13 protein-coding genes, 1 tRNA gene and 1 pseudogene are annotated in these 16524 nt (G+C 69.5%); 10 read left to right on the top strand and 5 right to left on the bottom strand.

Translation table 11 applies throughout. The annotated features are described in order from the left end of the window. Positions 1-98, bottom strand: a pseudogene (locus ACWCQ6_RS18140) (DUF305 domain-containing protein); the annotation flags it as partial. A gap of 648 nt (positions 99-746) precedes the next feature. On the opposite strand from ACWCQ6_RS18140, the gene ACWCQ6_RS18135 reads away from it, so the two are divergent. Both ACWCQ6_RS18135 and ACWCQ6_RS18130 read left to right on the top strand, forming a co-directional pair. Beyond that, positions 747-947: a hypothetical protein gene (locus tag ACWCQ6_RS18135; protein WP_451090253.1), complete on the top strand. Its 201-nt coding sequence runs from the start codon at positions 747-749 to the stop codon at positions 945-947. 97 nt (positions 948-1044) lie between these two features. Continuing rightward, positions 1045-1629: a hypothetical protein gene (locus ACWCQ6_RS18130; RefSeq protein WP_451090251.1), complete on the top strand. Its 585-nt coding sequence runs from the start codon at positions 1045-1047 to the stop codon at positions 1627-1629. A gap of 208 nt (positions 1630-1837) precedes the next feature. On the opposite strand, the gene ACWCQ6_RS18125 is transcribed toward ACWCQ6_RS18130, so the two are convergent. Both ACWCQ6_RS18125 and ACWCQ6_RS18120 read right to left on the bottom strand, forming a co-directional pair. Further along, positions 1838-1927 (bottom strand) — tRNA-Ser (locus ACWCQ6_RS18125). Between the two features lie 468 nt (positions 1928-2395). Beyond that, positions 2396-3073: a GAP family protein gene (locus ACWCQ6_RS18120; protein ID WP_451090249.1), complete on the bottom strand. Its 678-nt coding sequence runs from the start codon at positions 3071-3073 to the stop codon at positions 2396-2398. Positions 3074-3507: 434 nt separating this feature from the next. On the opposite strand from ACWCQ6_RS18120, the gene ACWCQ6_RS18115 reads away from it, so the two are divergent. The 3 genes from ACWCQ6_RS18115 (at position 3508) to ACWCQ6_RS18105 (ending at position 6730) form a co-directional block, all read left to right on the top strand. Beyond that, a complete protein-coding gene (locus ACWCQ6_RS18115) occupies positions 3508-4098 on the top strand; it encodes a hypothetical protein (RefSeq protein WP_451090247.1) in 591 nt (196 codons plus the stop codon). Between the two features lie 109 nt (positions 4099-4207). Then, a complete protein-coding gene (locus ACWCQ6_RS18110) occupies positions 4208-5560 on the top strand; it encodes a Dyp-type peroxidase (RefSeq protein WP_451090245.1) in 1353 nt (450 codons plus the stop codon). A gap of 39 nt (positions 5561-5599) precedes the next feature. Further along, complete coding sequence (locus ACWCQ6_RS18105) at positions 5600-6730, top strand: catalase family protein (protein WP_451090243.1); 1131 nt, start codon at positions 5600-5602, stop codon at positions 6728-6730. Positions 6731-6984: 254 nt separating this feature from the next. Here ACWCQ6_RS18105 and ACWCQ6_RS18100 read toward each other — a convergent pair whose 3' ends face one another. Beyond that, positions 6985-8451: a trypsin-like peptidase domain-containing protein gene (locus ACWCQ6_RS18100; RefSeq protein WP_451090241.1), complete on the bottom strand. Its 1467-nt coding sequence runs from the start codon at positions 8449-8451 to the stop codon at positions 6985-6987. A gap of 265 nt (positions 8452-8716) precedes the next feature. On the opposite strand from ACWCQ6_RS18100, the gene ACWCQ6_RS18095 reads away from it, so the two are divergent. The 3 genes from ACWCQ6_RS18095 (at position 8717) to ACWCQ6_RS18085 (ending at position 11470) form a co-directional block, all read left to right on the top strand. Continuing rightward, positions 8717-9550: a glycerophosphodiester phosphodiesterase gene (locus tag ACWCQ6_RS18095; protein WP_451090239.1), complete on the top strand. Its 834-nt coding sequence runs from the start codon at positions 8717-8719 to the stop codon at positions 9548-9550. A gap of 182 nt (positions 9551-9732) precedes the next feature. Continuing rightward, on the top strand, positions 9733-10299 hold the full coding sequence (locus ACWCQ6_RS18090; RefSeq protein WP_451090237.1) for an ATP-binding protein: 567 nt from the start codon (positions 9733-9735) through the stop codon (positions 10297-10299). Between the two features lie 205 nt (positions 10300-10504). After that, the gene (locus ACWCQ6_RS18085) at positions 10505-11470 is read left to right on the top strand and encodes a DUF5926 family protein (protein ID WP_451090235.1); all 966 of its coding nucleotides are present in this window, start codon (positions 10505-10507) and stop codon (positions 11468-11470) included. A 769-nt stretch (positions 11471-12239) separates the two neighbouring features. On the opposite strand, the gene ACWCQ6_RS18080 is transcribed toward ACWCQ6_RS18085, so the two are convergent. Continuing rightward, the gene (locus tag ACWCQ6_RS18080; RefSeq protein ID WP_451090233.1) at positions 12240-12956 is read right to left on the bottom strand and encodes a bifunctional DNA primase/polymerase; all 717 of its coding nucleotides are present in this window, start codon (positions 12954-12956) and stop codon (positions 12240-12242) included. A gap of 657 nt (positions 12957-13613) precedes the next feature. Between ACWCQ6_RS18080 and ACWCQ6_RS18075 the strand changes: the two genes are divergently transcribed. Both ACWCQ6_RS18075 and ACWCQ6_RS18070 read left to right on the top strand, forming a co-directional pair. Then, positions 13614-14957, top strand: a complete 1344-nt coding sequence (locus ACWCQ6_RS18075; RefSeq protein ID WP_451090231.1) for a PP2C family protein-serine/threonine phosphatase — start codon at positions 13614-13616, stop codon at positions 14955-14957. 105 nt (positions 14958-15062) lie between these two features. Further along, positions 15063-16523 (top strand): aminopeptidase P family protein, encoded by a 1461-nt coding sequence (locus tag ACWCQ6_RS18070; protein WP_451090229.1) that lies wholly within the window; start codon positions 15063-15065, stop codon positions 16521-16523. Position 16524: the final 1 nt, after the last annotated feature.

The raw sequence follows: 16524 nt of genomic DNA, 5'->3' as shown, positions 1-16524 counted from the left end.
TCCGACTGCTGTGCCTCGACCATTCCCCGGGCGAGCCGCTTCTCCGCCGGCACCGTGCACAGCCCGGCGCAGCCGCGGGCCATGTCGATGCCGCCTTGATCCAGTAAAGAGACTTTGGACAGCCCACCCCTGCGGCTGCTTCGGCCGATAGGAAGAGGGATGTTTTGCCATGCTTCACCCCGCTCACCTCGCGATCGGCCTGTTTCATACCGGTCTGTTCGCGGGATCGTCGGAAACTATCCACAGGCCGGGCGTGATCTGGTGTCTATGGCCGCTCCAGATACGTACCCGGCCCGGCTCTCGCCCGGAAGCTGACGATGCCGTGGGCGTACAGGGAGTTCGTGGACGGCACCTCAAGGCGTTCTTCGGGTGCATCTACTACGCGGCAACCCGCCCCGGCGAGGCCGTGACTCTTCGGGCCTCGGACTTCACCCTGCCCGAGGAGGGATGGGGCCAAGTCGTCCTGTCATCCAGCTCGGCGCGTGTCGGCTCCGGCTGGACCGACTCGGGCGAGTCGTACGACTCCCGCAGCCTCAAGAAGTGCGCACGGCGGGCCACACGCGAGGTGCCCATTCCCCCGATCCTCGTCCGCCTGATCCGAGACCACATCAAGGAGTTCGGCACGGCCGAGGACGGACGACTCTTCCGGGCTGTCCGGAACGGCGGCCTGCTCAGCAAGGAGTACGGCGACATCTGGAAAGCCGCTCGCGAAGCCGTCCTCACTCCCCCACGAGATCAAGACACCTTTGGCCGAGGTCACTTACGGACTTCGTGCCGCCTGCGTCTCCCTCTGGCTGGAGTCCGGCGTCTCCCCGGCCGAAGTCGCCCGCCGTGCCGGTCACAGCATCGCCGTGCTGTTCCGCTTCTGCGCCAAGGCCATCCGCCGCAACCAGCACCACGCGAACCAGCAGATCGAACGGGCCCTCGCAGAGGCCGACGACCAGTAGCCCAACCAAACAATCAAGGAGTGTCCCACGCGGGGCACCCCTTCTGACTTTCCGGAAGCCAGACCCACTCGGCGGCGCCTGCCTGCATCCTGCGTTCATGGACCAAGGACTTGTAGCACTGATCACCGCAGGGGTGGGCCTCGTGGGTGCGATCAGCGGCGCCGCCGTCGGTGGCATCGCTGCGGCGAGGGGCGCCCGCCTCGGGGCAGAGACGACGGCACGGGCCACCGCCAGGCAAGTGCATGATCAAGCGGCGATCAACCACGACCATTGGCTTCGCGGGCAACGCCTGGAGTCATGCCGTGCCTTACTCGCCGCGTACGACAGGTACGCGATAGCTGCGTCAAACATCAGCCGGGCGTTGGAGGGCGAGAGCCCAGCTTCTGGCGAGATGGGGAATGCCATCGGGCAAGCGGTCTCCGATATCAGGAACACCTACTTCCAGTTGCGGCTGTTGGTCTCCGAGGACGTCCTACAGCCGGCCCGCGCTCTCCGGCTCCAGGTGGAGGACCACAAGGAGTGCTTGGACCGCTGGCTGGACGCATTCCTGGCCACAGATAGCCAGAGGGTGGGCGCTGAGCAAGCAGACGAGGAACGGCTCCGCGAGCAGCTCGGCCACTTCCATGGCGAGTTGGTGGAAGCGGCACGGCGTGCGGTGGCCGAGCGACCGACGACCGGCTGACCACTCGCATCCGATAGGCGACCCCAGCGTGACCCCGCTCCTATATACGCGCAGGTCAGCGCGCTTCGGTTTCGTGGACCGTGGTCCACGCCTGGCCCACACACGATGATCCAAAGCGGCACACAGGCGATCCAAGGTGAGACAGGACCCATGCCAAAGGGGTGCCCCTCGATCGGAACACCCCTTCTGATCAGCACGTTCTCTGACCTGGCGGTGGGTGTGGGATTTGAACCCACGGTGACATCGCTGCCACGACGGTTTTCAAGACCGTTCCCTTAGGCCGCTCGGGCAACCCACCTCGCCCCTGCCCACCCGGGGTGGAGCGGGTACAGCGTACCGGTCTCCTGCCTCCCACAGGGGCAGTGGTCCACGTGGAGCCCACCGGCTCTCCCCGCCCGAGGTCAGCTTTCGGATCCGCCCTCTGCTCCGGGGCTTGCACCGGCAGGCGAAAGCCTACTGCCGCGCCGGCCTCGTCCGGGATCACGATCTCCGCTCCACTGGTTCCCGCCCGCGTTGTCACCCACCGCCCAGCCAGTAGGAGGCATGAGCGGCGGTTGCACCTTCTGATCCGTAGGACCGGGCAGCATGCCATGAAGCGGGCCGGCGGACTCCAGCCCCGCCGACTCAGGTTGGCGATCACGTGCGTCTGTGTGCCGTCGCTGCCGTCAGAGCTGCCGTCAGCTCCGGACGGCAACGACGCAGCAGCGGACGGACTACCCCGAGGCGTCCCCACAGCCAACGCCCACGCCCCTCGGCCGGCACTGCATCAGGCAGCGAGGATGGAGATGCCGTCCCCGAGCAGCTTCAGCCCGAGAACGAAGAACAGGACGGCCATCACGGCGACATTGTGCTGAGCTGCCCACGCTTTCCAGTTGCCGAGCGTGGTCTTGGCTCGCTCTCCCCCGAGGAGGAAGACTCCCAGCGGCGCAAGCAGGCCGAGAGTGGCGATCAGGACGAAGATCGCCAGCGCTGCGATCTGTTGCCCGACCGGCAGTCCGGCTGAGCCGATCGAGGCGCCCGCGGCGACGGTCAGCGGAGCGTTCTTGGCGTTGAGCGCCGCCAGGGCCAGTCCGAGTGCGAAGACCTTGACCGGTGCGAGACGGTCGATCGCGCCCATCCACTTCGGCAGCTGGGCCTGCGAGGGGTCCTTCGGGCGTCGGTGCCATTGCCTGGCGCCGAAGAGGGCGAGGAACAAGCCCAGGGCGAGTTTGAGTGCGCCCACCCAGGTGGCCGGGTGGTTCTGGGTGGAGGCACCTGCGGGGGAGGCGATCGCCAGCATCACCGCGCCCAGAGCCGAGAGTCCCAGGATCCAGCCGACGGTGAAGAGAACTCCATTGAGACGGCCCCGAGGCGTGGCGAGTATCAGGATGATTGCGATGATCGGGAGCGGGCTGACCGCGACGGCAGCCGCGAAACCCAACACATCACCGAGGACTCCGCCCATGGTTGCCTCCGGATGACGATCCAGTGGAACAGGGGACTCGGCGGAAGCGGGTGACCCGACCGCCTGGGCACCGCAACAGGTTGGTCTGCCATCTGCTGCGTCACGGTGTCACGGCCGAGCGGAAGCGGCTCCCGAGAGCTGTGACGACGACGTACCCGGCACGCCCATCACTCGCATTCCATCCTCCTGTGCGCGGCCGGATCTGTCATCCGGGAACTTCTTGGGACGCGAGGCCCCCGGCGCCTGCCGCACGGGGCGGGCCGGACCCCGCAGTGGCCGGTGCTTCCCAGGAGTCCGCCCCGGTGACCACAAGACCGAGGGGCCGGGATGCGAGGCGGCACGGCCGGAGTGAGCATGGGACATGTGCGGGCGATGTCGCCCCATGTCCGAGCGTTTGGCGGCCCTCGCACCGATCCGTGGAGGAGAACACCGCGATGGCTGCGACGACAGGTGCGAACCAGCCGGCCCACCCCGAACATCCGGGCAGGACGGATGGGGTTGCCAACGAGTTCACCGTCTTCACCAAGATCAAACAGGGCGAGGCCGATGCGTTGCGTGAGGATCTCGCCGAGCTCGCCGACGCGGCGGATGACGAGAGGGTCCATGCGGCGGTGCGCCAGATCGGCACCCTGCATGACGCACGGCATGTGATTTTCGACAACGACACCCGGTTCATGTTCGCCAGCGTCTTCGACGGCTCCTGGGACACCTACATCGACGACTTCGCCAAGACGGTGGTCGGGGCCCGCTTCGACAAGGTCTTCTCGCACAGCGAAGGGTTCCCCGGCATCAAGGACCCAGGGGTGAAGGACTGGTTCCTCGCCCACCAGGAGCCCGCAGGGGTCTTCGTCAGCGCCTACCCCGATCTGACCGTTCAGCACATCTACAAGGACCATCGCGTGGACGACGCGTTCCAGGAGGTGCTGGACACCCCCGAGTTCCGGGCGGCGCTGGAGAACCCGGCCAACGCGCAATTGGTGGCCACACCCGCCTTCCAGAAGCTGCTGGAGGAAGCCTCGGTCTAGAACCCGGACACGGCCGGCCCGCGGAACCGACCCGATGTCGGACCGCGTCGACGGGCGGTGGCCGTGCGGGGCTGCACAGACAGAGACCGATGCGGAGGCACACACGATCATGAACACCGCGGACAGCAGCAATGGGCCCGGCGTGCGCGTCGAGATCGACGATGTCCAGAGCGGGGCGCTGCGTCCACGGCCCGTGCCCTACGAGGGGAAGTTCGTCTTCCTGCACGTGGATGACCGCCACGCCGGGCGCGGTCTGCTGCGACGGCTGCTTCCGGTGACCTCGGGGGGTCTGCCCGGCGCGGACCGGAGCCAGGATGCCTGGGTCGCTGTGGCGTTCACCTATCAGGGGCTGAGGGCTCTGGGGGTGCCCCAGGACTCCCTGGACAGCTTTCCGCGGGCCTTTCGTGAGGGCATGGCTGCCCGGGCGGAGCTGATCGGCGACGTGGGCGAGAGCGCGCCGGCCCACTGGGAGGCACCGTTCGGAACCGGCGATGTCCACATCGCGTTGAGCGCCCTCTCCTCCGATACGGCGCAGCTGGACAAGGAACTGGAGCGGGCCCGTGTCGCCTACGAGGACACACCCGGTGTCCGGGTGATCTGGCAGCAGGACGTCCACCAGCTCCCGACCGGCCGCACCACCTTCGGCTTCCGCGACGGCATCAGCCATCCGAACATCGAGGGTGTCGGCCTGCCCGGCTCCAACCCCCGGGAAGCCCCCATCAAGGCAGGCGAGTTCATCCTCGGCTACCCCGACGAAACCGGCAGCCTGCCACCCATGCCCAGCCCTGATGTACTGGGCCGCAACGGGACCTACGCGGCCGTACGCAAGATCCACACCAACGTGGCGGCCTGGCGCCGGTACCTGCGCGCGAACAGCTCCGGCGCCGAGGAGGAGGCCCTCCTGGCCGCGAAGATGGTCGGACGCTGGCCCAGCGGAGCACCGCTGACGCTGGCGCCGGAGCACGATGATCCGGAACTGGCGGCCGACCCTCACCGCGTCAACGACTTCCTGTACCGGGAGAACGACGATCGCGGATTCCGGTGCCCCGCCGGTGCGCACATCCGGCGCACCAACCCACGCGATTCCACCATCATCGGCGATGCCCGGATGCACCGCCTCATCCGCCGCGGCACCACCTACGGCCCGCCGCTGCCGGAAGGCGTGCTGGAGGACGACGGCGCCGATCGCGGCCTGGTCGGAGTCTTCCTCGGAGCCCATCTGGAACGGCAGTTCGAGTTCATCAAGGCCGAGTGGGTCAACGACGGCAACTTCATCGGCCATCCCGGCGAGAAGGATCCGGTGGCAGGGCATCACGGCGGCACCGGCAGCGTCACCATCCCGGAGAAGCCGGTCCGGCGTCGCCTGCGGAACCTGCCCAGCTTCGTGGTCACCCGGGGCGGTGAGTACTGCTTCGTGCCGGGGCTGCGCGCCCTGCGCTGGCTCGCGGAGTTGGAGGACTGAGGGCAATTCCCACCACGGTCTTCGAAAAGAGGTCGCCCCATGGCAGCACAGTTCGTCCCCTATACGCCGGACGTCGAAGCCGAAGACCCTCACTTCGACCGCAACCTGCAGACGGTGATCGACAAGACCGAGGGCTACATCGCCGAGTCGGTCGAGGCCGGTGGCACCGGCCGGGCGCTGCGTGACGCCCATGCCAAGGGCTACGGGCTCGTCCGGGGGGAGGTGGAGATCCTGAGCGGGCTGGCCCCCGAGTACGCCCAAGGAATCTACGCGACTCCGGGAATTCACGATGCGCTCATCCGCTTCTCCAACGGCTCACCTCACGCCGGAGCCGACGCGCGACTGGGCGCCGCCACCGGACTGGCGCTGAAGATGTTCGACATCCCTGGCCCGACCCTGCTGGAGGACGAGCCGGACACCGGCACGTTCGACTACGCCAACATCAACGGACCGGTCTTCTTCTGCAACACGGTTGAGCACTACCTGTTCATCCAGGAACTGTTCCTGAACGCGCCCGCGTACTTCTCCCGGGGCCGACCCGGAGTACATCGTTTCTTCACCGAGTTCGTGACCGGAAAGGGGACCCTGGACCAGGACGACTGGGCGTGGGACGAGTTCCTGGCCTTTCTGCGCCTGTCGAAGACCCCTCCGGCAAACCTCCTGCTGTCGAGCTACTGGACCATGGGCGCGGTCCGGCACGGGGACTACATCGCCAAGGTGCGTATCACCCCCGACCCGCTCTTCGCCGCCGCGGTGGTCCGGCGCGACATCGATCCGGCCTCGGGGGCGGAGGTCTTCCGACCGGCTCTGCAGGCCGAGTTGCAGGAGCGGCCGTACGCCTTCGACATCCAGGTCCAGCTCTGCACCGACCTGGAGCGCATGCCGGTGGAGGACACGACCGTGGAGTGGCCCGAGCAGCTCTCGCCGTCCGTCACCGTGGCGAAGCTGCGGCTGCCGCAGCAGGACATCTCCGGCCCGGAAAACCTGGAGAAGATGGACGCGCTGTCCTTCACGCCCTGGCGAGTCACCGCCGAGCACGCTCCCCTGGGCAACATCATGCGGGCCCGCAAGGAGGTCTACCGGCGATCCTCCATCGCGCGTCACAGGCTCAACCAGCAGCCGCGCACAGAACCGCGCAGTGCCGACGAGGTACTCGGCCCGGCCCGATGAAGCCGACCGGTACGACGGCGACGGGCCGGACGATGGCGGCGGCGCGGCCGGACGACGCCCCTGCCCCGCCCACCTGTGGCGAGCGCCTTCAACGTACCGGCAACGTACCGGCTGATTGATTCCGCCGGGCAATCCCGGTCGGTCGCCCGCCCCGGTGCCACTCGTGCCTGTGGCCGATCGCGTGGGTGTACGTGGCTCAACGGGCCCCGCCGGCCGGTGGATCACCGGCCGGCGGCATCGCCCCGTCGGCCCGGTCAGCTGTCGCCGGCGCGCTCTCCCAGGGTGATCTGGGTCGTCGCCGTCCGGCCGTCGCGCGTGTAGGTCACCGTCACCCGGTCACCGGGCTCGTGGGTCCAGATCTCACCGATCAGGGTCGGGCCGCTGTCGATCACGGTGTCGCCGAACTTCGTGATGACATCACCCGCCCTGAGACCGGCCCGGTCCGCGGGGCCGCCCTTCGACACGGCCTCCGTACCACCCACGCCCCGGTCGGCGATGGCCGCGCCGCCGGTCTTCTCGTCCATGCTGACCGTGGCGCCGATCACCGGGTAGACCGGCTTTCCGGTCTTGATCAGCTGCTGGGCGACGTTGGTCGCCTGGTTGATCGGGATCGCGAAGCCGAGGCCGATGGAGCCCGCCTGGGTCTGGCCGATGCTGCTGCCGGTCGACTGGATGGCGGAGTTGATGCCGATGACCGCGCCGCGCGCATCGAGCAACGGGCCGCCGGAGTTGCCCGGGTTGATCGAGGCGTCGGTCTGCAGGGCGCTCATGTACGAGTTGCCGCCGCCGGAACCGTCGCCGGAGGCGACCGGGCGGTTCTTCGCGCTGATGATGCCGGTGGTGACCGTGTTGGACAGGCCGAACGGGGCGCCGATCGCGATCGTGGAATCGCCGACCGCCACCTTGTCCGAATCGCCGAGGGGAAGCGGGGTGAGCCCCGACGGCGGGTTCTTCAGCTTCAGCACGGCGACGTCGTAGCCCTGCGCCCGGCCGACGACCTCGGCACCGTACTTCTTGCCGTTGGAGAACGTCACCGTGAGCTGGCCAGTGTCTGCCGCGGAGGCCACCACGTGGTTGTTCGTGAGGATGTGGCCCTGCTTGTCGTACACGAAGCCGGTGCCCGTGCCTCCCTCGCCGTCACCGCTCTGCGCGTCGATGGTGACCACGCTGGGCAGCGCCTTGGCCGCCACGCCCGCGACCGTGCCGGGATCGCGCTTGAGGTCCTGCGGGTCGGTGGGGGCCGAGACCGTGGTCGAGCCGGAGCGGTCGGCCGCCCAGTAGCCGAGGGCTCCGCCGATACCGCCGGCGACCAGCGCCGCGGCGGCCACCGCCGCCACCAGGCTGCTCATGGTTCGCTTGCGCCGCGGGCCTTCGGGACCGTGCGGCTGGGGCTGGGGCGGGGCGCCCCAGACCGGACCGCCACCGCCCGCACCGTGGGAGGCGTACGTGGGCACCGCGGGGGGCGGCGGCCAGTTGGCCTCGGCGGCCGACTGGGGTCCGTGGGGTGCCTGGGGCGTGTGCGGGGCCTGGGGAGGCGTCGCCGGGACGGAGGCCATGGGCGTGGTGGCCTGGGCGGCCGGTTCCCCCGCCGGGACGGGGGCGGACGCGGGCGTGCTCCCGGGGGGCCCCTGGGGAGCGTCGGCCGGCACGGGAGGTACGGACGGAACGGACGGAGCGGCCCCGGCCGCAGTGCCCTCGTTGCCCTCGTTCTCTGTGCTCACAGCTTTTTTACTCCTCGGTTCCACATCAAATATTCGGCAAGAGATCCGCTGTGTACGTGTTACGTGTCCGGTAACAGCTTTTCCCAAGGCACGTCAGGCCACTGTAAGCAGGACCTATGCATCTGCACACCAATCTTTACATCGGGCAAAACGATCCCCCGGCGCAAGACGCACCGCAGCAGGCGGCGCAGTCACGGCGCAGGGATGCGCGGATCCGTCGCGCAACATGTGCACAGCGGTCGCCCGGCGGTGACACGATGACGCAGTGACCCACGTACGGCAGCAGTCCACGCACCGTCCCACCCAGGTCGTCGCACACCGGGGCGCGTCCGACGACGCCCCCGAGCACACCCTGGCCGCGTACCGGAAGGCGATCGAGGACGGCGCCGACGCCCTGGAGTGCGACGTACGGCTCACCGCCGACGGCCACCTCGTATGCGTACACGACCGCCGGGTGAACCGCACTTCCAACGGCCGCGGCGCCGTCTCCACCCTGGAGCTCTCCGCGCTCGCCGCCCTCGATTTCGGCTCCTGGAAGGACCGCGAGGAGTCGGAGTGCCCGGACTGGGATCCGGTGCCGGGGGAGCTCACCTCCGTACTCACCCTGGAACGGCTGCTCGAACTCGTCGCCGAGACCCGGGCCGCCGGGCGTCCGCTCCAGTTGGCCATCGAGACCAAGCACCCCACCCGCTGGGCGGGCCAGGTGGAGGAACGGCTGCTGCAGCTGCTGAAACAGTTCGAGCTCGACGCCCCGCCGGCCGACGGCCCGTCGCCGGTACGCATCATGAGCTTCTCGGCGCGCTCCCTGTACCGCGTCCAGGCCGCGGCCCCCACCCTGCCCACCGTGTATCTGATGCAGTTCGTCTCGCCACGGCTGCGCGACGGACGACTGCCGGCCGGGGCGCGGATCGCGGGGCCGGGGATACGGATCGTACGCAACCACCCCGGATACATCGAACGGTTGCACCGCGCGGGGCACCGTGTGCATGTCTGGACGGTGAACGAGCCGGAGGACGTCCAACTCTGCGTAGACCTGGGCGTCGAAGCAATCATCACGAACCGCCCGAAACAGGTTCTGTCACAACTGGGACGCTCTTAACATCAGTTACACGGAGTACACCGGCGCATTCGAAACGTACTCGATCGCTCCGAGTGCATCACTGGCAGTCCACTGGCCGGTTTCCGGTCCAGCCCAGGAGGGCATCCACTCCGTGGCGTGGGGCAAAGGAGGTCTCGGGGGTGGCGTTGGTGGTGGCACAGGAAGTGCCCACGTCGTCGAGCATGGCCGTTCCCCATGGCCCTGCGGGCGTGGGCCAGGCACGGCACCGGATGCGCGAGCAGTTGCGCAGCCACGGGGTGTCGGATTCGGTCGTCGACGATGCTGTACTGATTCTTTCCGAACTGCTCAGCAACGCCTGCCGGCACGGCAGGCCGCTGGGCCGGCACACAGATGTGGGTGACGGCGACGTCCGCGCCGCATGGCGGGTCGACAGAACAGGTGGGCTGACCGTCGAAGTGACGGACGGCGGCGGTCCGACCCGTCCGGTTCCGGCCACACCGTCGGTGACGGCGCGAGGCGGCCGCGGGCTCAACATCATCAGCGCGCTCGCCGACGAGTGGGGCGTACGCGACAGCTCGTCCGGTGAAGTGACCGTCTGGGTCCTCGTCAACGAGGGACACGGCCAGGTGTCCGGGGTGTCGGGCGGACCGGTCGCGCCGGCCAGGTCGGGATCGGTCGCCTCCGGGGCGGGCAGGTCCGGGGCGGGCAGGTCCGGGGCGGGCAGGTCCGGGGCGGGCGTATCGCTCGACGGGCTCGGCTTCGCGGACGCCTTCGACGACCTGGGGTGACCTTCCGGCACGGACACCGGCCGCGGCGGCGTTGACGGCATCACCGGGGCATCGGTCATCGGCCGGAACAGCGGGGCGCGTTCGTACGGAGCGGTGCGTTCCGCACTCCGTACCGCCGACGTGTGGGTGCGTGTGCCCCACACGTGACAGAGACGGCTAGGCTCGCGGCCCAGACCGCACTGTCGCAATCGGGAGAAAGCCCACCATGGCCAAGAAGCGCCCTCAGACCAAGGCCGGGAAGCAGCAACTCAAGGACGGCGAGATCCCGGTGGTCGGGGCTCGCGAGCCCTGCCCGTGCGGTTCGGGCCGCCGCTACAAGGCATGCCACGGCCGCGCCGCCGCCCAGGCGGTCACCGAGCTCGTCCACCGCCCCTTCGAGGGCCTGGCCGGCGAGTGCGACTGGGTCGCGCTGCGCGAACTGGTGCCCGCCGCCACGGTCGAGCTGACGCCGAAGGACGGGCTGCCCGCGGGCGTGCCCTCGGTGACGCTCGCGACCGTCCTGCCGATGGCCTGGCCGGCGCTGCGCCGCGACGACGGTTCGGTGCTGCTCGCCCTGCAGAACGACACCCCCTCCGGTGACCTCAGCCGCGACCTCGCGGACACGCTGCGCCGGGCGCTGGAGGCCGAGCCCGGTTCGCCGGTGGCGGCTCAGCGCGTACCGGCCGACGCCCCGCGGCTGCAGGACATGCTCGACCCCGACGCGGCGTTCGAGCCCGTCGTCCACTCCGGCTTCGAGTTCTGGGTCCCGGACGCGCAGAAGGCCACGCCCGAGGTGTCCGCCTCCCTGGAGCGCGCGAACGAGGCGGCGATCCCGACGAAGCGGCTGGCCGGTGTGGACGCCGCCTACTGGTGCGAGACCCCGGAGAAGAACCACCTTCGCTGGGTCATGCCGCACGCCGAGGAGCGGCTGCTCGACGCGCTCGCCCGGCTGCACGCCGCCGACACCTCCTCGCTGGGCGAAGGGACCAGGCTGGTCGGCTCCTTCCGGGCGCACGGGCTGATGGTCCCGGTCTGGGACCTGCCGAGCGCGATGGGTGCCGAGGAGTGCGAAAAGCCCGCGGCCGAATTCGCGGAGCGGCTGGCCGAGGCGCTCGCCTCGGACGCACCGCTCACCGCAGAGGAGCGGCGGGCCCGCGGCGGTCTCACCAACCGTCAGGTGACACTCAGCTGACAGTGACGACTCCCGGTTCCACCGGACCCGTCAGGTGACTCGCGTCACAACTCGCCGTACTCACAGGTAAATCCCTGTCCGAATATGCGAGATCGAATTTGCGAACGGCAGATCTCTTGTTACCGTTCTGGAAGCCCGGTCGCTGGTGCATCCCCCGTCGCCAGCGATCGGGCATCCTCATTTTCGGGTACGGCGCACAGCGCGCAACGCGGCGCACGAGCCCACGCACAAGCCCCTCGCCGGTACGCCCCTCGCCTCGTCGAGCACTGTGGGCCCATGACCGCCCCGCCGTCACCGGCACCTTCACACGTACTCCGACCACCGCATAAGCCGCGACCCCCGACGCTTCGGTGAGCCGTGGCGGGGCCCGACCGCCCCCGGACAGGTGCAGAACGCCCGAAGGTCGGCACGAAATATCCCACCCCGAACTCACTCGAATGCATATTCGATGAATCCGTCCAGGGGCTCCGGAAAGACCGTCAGAAAGCCTTCTGCCGCCACACTTTGCAGCGGCAGCTTTGCATTGCGCGACAGGGACCGGGATCACATCCAGGACCGCGCACGGAACCACATACGGATCACGTCCGGAGTCGCATCCGACACCCGGATAACGAACGCCGGATATCGATCACCGGATAATCGCGCGGCCCCCTCCGTCGGCTTCGCATGAGTTTCTGACGGCCCGCCGGATATCCCTGCAGAATGCGGGGCCGGGCGGCTCACCCCCATACTCCGGTGGCGGGCGCGATGCGCGCCCGCCACCGCCCCATCAGTACGCGAGTCGGCTGCCGCCGTCCGGGGCGCCGCTGCTCGCCTCGACCAGTGCGTCCAGCACCACACCCACGTCCGGCAGCCACGGCGCGGCGGACGCCGCGACCGGACCCCTTCCGTGCGGACGCGGCCGGGGCCCCGGGGAAGGAGCCCGCTCCCAGCGCACCTGCCCCGCCCCCACCTCGGACGGCGGAAGGACGAGATAGCCGCCCTCCCCGTGGAAACGCAGCGAACTGGGCACCCAGTCCTGGGCATACAGCAGCTCGCCGAGCCGTTCGAGGTCGTACGGAGCGACCAGCAGGGACCACCGGGTGGGCGTCGCCACCACGGGTCCGAGCCGCACACCCATCCGGTCCAGCTCGGCCAGCGCCCGCGCTGCGGCCACGGCCGGCAGGCTCAGCGCACACGGGGCGCGTCCGCCGGTGGCCAGGAGGATCGGAGCGGTGGGCCGGTTGGCCCACCACCAGCGCACCATGCGCTCGTCGGTGGTCGCCGCGAGGAGACCGGGATCGAAGGGGTGCGCGCCGGGCACGGCGCACTCGGGATCGGGACAGGCGCAGCCACGGCCACCGCGGCCACCGGCCGCCTCCGATCCCACTCCGGGGAGCACGGGCCACTGCCATGCGGTGGCACAGGTCAGGGCCGCGTCGAGCTGAGCGGGCCTTCCCCTGCGCCGGAGCCGGAGCCTGCGTCGCCTTCCGAGGATCTCGCGCATGAGCGCTCGTTCCTTTCCGTTGAACGCCGAGGGTCCACATCACACCACGTGTGAGTTGCCGTACGTGTGCATCAATTCACTGTGCGTACATGCTCTTCAAGTCTGCGGTACGGGTGGGTCGTCGGTACCGAGCATGGGCCTGGCCGGGTCGAGCAGGTGCGAGACGGGTCCGGACGGGCAGGTCCGGACAAGCGTGGTGAGGAACGGCGCAGACATCGCGCCTGCCGTCCCGAGGTGCAAGCCCCGCCACTCGGGGGTGGGGGCATGGCCGTCACAAGAGAGGACGTCCGGGCCGTCTGCCGGGTTCCGGGGCGATCAGAACTGCCCCTGGCCTTCATCGATTACGTACCCAGCATGCCCGAAATGACGCTCTCTCCAGGACTTCACCCCCGAGAACACCCCCTGTCGAGCACGCCCAGTCGACCGCAAACGCCTGTCGCAGGGTGCAATTTTTGGCCAACTTGACGGCCTCTTGGACACCACATTTACCGGGGGGACAATGCTGGACATCGCCTCACTTGTGCGTGTACATGTGGTGCACGTGTACATGCGGATGCACTGATAGCGGCGCAGAATGACATGGGGGTTTGCGATGCTATTCGACAGAACGCACTGGTCGGAAAGCCGACGACTATGAGCGCCCCACACCTGCCGAAAGTGGCTGGAATCGATCCCACAGTTCCGGTTTCAGCGCACACTGCCGGGTCCCTGTCCGAAGCGCCGTCCGCCCCGGGAGCCTTCATCCAGGACCGGCTCGCCGGCTGGGTCTCCGACCTCACCACGCTGCACGAGCTCACCGAGCGGCTGGCCGGAACCGGCACTCTCGACGACGCGCTCCACGAGTTCCTGGACGCCGGAGCCGCCCTGGTCGGCGCCCGCCGCGGCCTGGTCGTCTTCGAACCCTCCGACCGCCGCGGCCCCGTCAGCACCATCGGCCTCGGGCTCGCCCACTCCGAGCTCGGGCTGATCGAGACGGTGCCGCGCACCGCCACCTCCTACGGCCGGATCCTGGAAGGGCTCCCGGACGCCGAAGGAGCGCTGGCCACCCCCGACCTGCTCGGCGACACCGGCCTGGACCCCCGCCGCCGTGAAGTCGCCGCCCGGCTCGGATACGCCGCCAGCTACGCCGTACCGATCACCGCCGAGGCGACCGGCAGGCTCGGCGCCGCCGTCTGGCTGTACGACGAACCCACCGAACCACTGGAACGCAGGCGCCGTCTCACCGGCCTCTACACCGGGTACGCCGGTGAGCACCTGGCCAGGCTGCTGGAGCTGGAGCGGGCCAGGGCCGATGTCGCCACCATCACGGAGGAGCTGCTGCCCAGCAGGCTGCCCCGGGTCTCCGGTGTACAGCTGGCCGCCCGCCACCGCCGGGCGTCGCGGGGCGGCGGCGGCTGGTACGACGCACTGGCACTGCCGGAGGGTGCGCTCGGCCTCGCCGTGGGCTCGGTGAACGGTTCCGGGCCGAGCGCCCTGGCCGCCATGGGACGGCTGCGGGCCGGGCTGCGGGCGTACGCGGTGATGGAGGGCGAGGATCCGGTCGCCGTGCTCTCGGATCTGGAACTGCTGCTGCGGCTCACCGAACCGGCCCGTACGGCGACCGCGCTGTTCGCCTACTGCGAGCCGGCCGAACGCAAGATCCTGCTGGCCGGCGCGGGCCACACTCCGCCGCTCCTGATCGGCGACCGGCGCACCGAGTTCGTCGAGACCTCGGTCTCCGCGCCGCTGGGCATGCTCGCCTGCTGGGAAGCGCCCAGCGTGGAGATCGCTCCGGAGCCCGGCGAGACCGTACTGCTCTGCACCGACGGACTGCTGCGCCGTACCGGCGATTCGACGGACCGGGCGTTCGCCCGGCTCCACTCCGCGGCCGCGTCCGTACCGAAGGCGATGCGCCAGGACGCCGGGGCCGTCGCCGACCATGTGCTGCGCACCGTGCTGCCGGACGGGCTCGACCGCGGCGACGCGGAGGATGTGGTCGTCCTGACCGCGCGTTTCGACTGAGCCCTGCGGATTTCCCGACCCCTGTAACAGGCCTTCCGGCCCTGTGCCCCCTTCCGTACGCCCGTACGATGGACGGGGTCCAGTGTCGTATCAAGGAGACAAATCGTGGCTGAGGAGCTCACCCCGGAGAACCCGGAGACCGAGGAAGAAACGGTCAAGCAGCGGAAGAACGGCCTGTACCCGGGCGTCTCCGATGAACTCGCCGCGAACATGAAGTCCGGTTGGGCCGACACCGAGCTGCACGGCCTCGAACCGATCGCCCAGGCCGCACACACGGCAGCCCGCCGCGCCGCGCTCTCCGCGCGCTTCCCCGGTGAGCGGCTGGTCATCCCCGCGGGCAACCTGAAGACCCGCTCCAATGACACCGAGTACGCCTTCCGCGCCTCCACCGAGTACGCGTACCTCACCGGCGACCAGACCCAGGACGGCGTCCTCGTCCTGGAGCCGACCGAGGACGGTCACGAGGCGACCATCCACCTGCTGCCGCGCTCCAACCGCGAGAACGGCGAGTTCTGGCTCGACGGCCAGGGCGAGCTGTGGGTCGGCCGCCGCCACTCCCTCGCCGAGGCCGAGCAACTGCTGGGCATCCCGGCAAAGGACGTGCGCGAGCTCCCCGCCGCGCTGACCGAGGCCACCGGCCCGGTCCGCAACGTCCGCGGCCACGACGCCGGCATCGAGGCCGCGCTGACCGACAAGGTCACCGCGGAGCGCGACGAGGAACTGCGCGTCTTCCTCTCCGAGGCCCGCCTGGTCAAGGACGCCTTCGAGATCGCCGAACTGGAGAAGGCCTGCGACGCCACCGCGCGCGGCTTCGAGGACGTCGTGAAGATCCTCGACAAGGCCGAGGCGACGAGCGAGCGCTACATCGAGGGCACCTTCTTCCTCCGCGCCCGTATCGAGGGCAACGACATCGGCTACGGCTCGATCTGCGCGGCCGGCCCGCACGCCACCACCCTGCACTGGGTGCGCAACGACGGCCCGGTGCGCTCCGGTGAGCTGCTGCTGCTCGACGCCGGCGTGGAGACCAATGACCTCTACACCGCCGACGTGACCCGCACCCTTCCGATCAACGGCACGTTCACGCCGCTGCAGCGGAAGATCTACGACGCCGTGTACGAGGCCCAGGAGGCGGGCATCGCCGCCGTCAAGCCCGGCGCCGACTACCGCGACTTCCACGACGCCGCGCAGCGGGTGCTCGCCGAGAAGCTCGTCGAGTGGGGCCTGCTGGGCGACCTGTCCGTGGACAAGGTCCTGGAGCTGGGGCTCCAGCGCCGCTGGACGCTGCACGGCACCGGCCACATGCTCGGCATGGACGTCCACGACTGCGCCGCCGCCCGCACCGAGACGTATGTCAACGGAACGCTGGAGCCCGGTGTCTGCCTCACGGTCGAGCCCGGTCTGTACTTCCAGGCCGACGACCTGACCGTGCCCGAGGAGTACCGGGGCATCGGCGTCCGGATCGAGGACGACATCCTCGTCACCGAGGACGGCAACCGGAACCTCTCCGACAAGCTGCCGCGTCGGGCCGACGAGGTCGAGGAGTGGATGGCCCGGCTCAAGGGCTGAT

The sequence above is a fragment of the Streptomyces sp. NPDC001880 genome, assembly GCF_053594575.1.
This window is presented reverse-complemented; position numbering and strand designations above follow the sequence as displayed.